Raw genomic sequence first — 1604 nt, forward strand, 5'->3', positions numbered from 1 at the left:
CTTATGCGACTTTAAAATGTAGCCGCAAAGTTAGAATGTCCTGAATCTGCAAAGTAAGAGTGTCACACTCCCCGCGTTTGATGGCGTGGGGGTTTGCGGATGGGACTGATTGCGATGAGCGAGCGTGATCTCCAGCGGATCGAGGTTTTGTCGAAGGTTGTCGCCGGCCGGATGACGCTGGTGTCGGCGGCGCGTGTTCTTGCTTTGAGCACACGCCAGGTCCGCCGACTTCTGGAGCGGATCCGCGCGGATGGCGCGGCGTCAATTCGGCACAAAGCCCGCGGTCGGCGATCGAACAATCGAATTTGCGACGGTGTGCGTGACTATGCCTTGGCGATCGTGCGTGAGCGCTATGCGGATTTCGGTCCGACCTTGGCGGCCGAGAAGCTCGCCGAGCATGCTGGGCTGAGGGTGTCACGCGAGACGCTGCGCAAATGGATGTCGGACGACGGCCTCTGGTTGTCGCGCCAGCAGCGACGCTCGTTCCATCAGCCGCGGCTGCGTCGTGAGGCCTTAGGCGAGCTGGTGCAGATCGACGGCTCCGAGCATCGTTGGTTCGAGGATCGCGGGCCGCCCTGTTCGCTGTTGGTGTTCATCGATGATGCGACAGGCAAGCTGATGCAGCTTCGGTTCGTGCGCTCGGAAAGTGCGTTTGCGTATTTCGAGGCGCTTGAGCTTTATCTGAAGGATCACGGCGCCCCAATCGCCTTTTATTCCGACAAGCATTCGGTGTTCCGGGTGGCGAAGAAGGATGCCAAGGGCGGCCAGGGCATGACGCAGTTCGGCCGTGCGCTTTCAGAGCTAAACATCGAGATTCTTTGCGCGAACTCGAGCCAGGCTAAGGGGCGCGTCGAGCGCGCCAACCGGACGCTGCAGGACCGTCTGGTGAAGGAACTGCGCCTGGCGGGAATTTCGGACATGGAAGCGGGCAACGCCTTTTTGCCTGACTTTATCGAGCGTCACAACGCGCGCTTTGCCCGAACGCCTGCCCGCCCGTTGGACCTGCATCGGCCGCTGAACCTCATGGCGGACCGGCTCAAGGACATTCTCTGCAAGCGTGAGCAGCGCTATGTCGGCGCCCAGCTGACGTTTTCCTACGAGCGCCAGCGCATCTTGCTGGAGGAGAACGCAGTGACGCGCGGGCTGGTCGGCCGCTACGTCGAGACCTACGCCTATGCCGATGGCCGACTCGACGTGCGTTGGAAGGGACATTCCCTGCCCTATTGGGTGTTCGACAAGGACCAGCGTGTGACCCATGCGGCGATCACCGAGAACAAGCGACTTTCAGATGTTCTGGCCTATATCAAGGAGCGGCAGCAGCAGTTGCCGCCACTGAAGGTCAGGACCAACAGCGAGAAGAATGGGTATGTGCCGCGTGCTCGTGGGCCGGGACGTCGGAAGGATTTCGTGAACGATTCTGTGGTCCTCGCGCGACGAGAGAAAGCTTTGTCTCGTCTCGACGCGGCGGAATGAGATCACCCGCCCCGATCTGCCTTGCAACCCGGACCAGCCGGTCAGATCGGGGCTGGTCGTTGTGCCGTGTGGCGGGTCAAAGTGACATTTCTATTTTGCTCACTGGCGGACATTTCAACATGGCCGCCACA

At 60.7% G+C, this 1604-nt stretch carries 1 protein-coding gene; it reads left to right on the plus strand.

Features of this window, described 5'->3' with window-relative positions; genetic code table 11:
* Positions 1-99: 99 nt before the first annotated feature.
* Positions 100-1473: an ISNCY family transposase gene (locus C7I85_RS30150; RefSeq protein ID WP_106727664.1), complete on the plus strand. Its 1374-nt coding sequence runs from the start codon at positions 100-102 to the stop codon at positions 1471-1473.
* The last annotated feature ends 131 nt before the right edge of the window (positions 1474-1604 follow it).

It is taken from the genome of Pseudaminobacter soli (ex Li et al. 2025) (genome assembly GCF_003012705.1).
Taxonomy (GTDB): Bacteria; Pseudomonadota; Alphaproteobacteria; order Rhizobiales; family Rhizobiaceae; genus Pseudaminobacter; species Pseudaminobacter soli.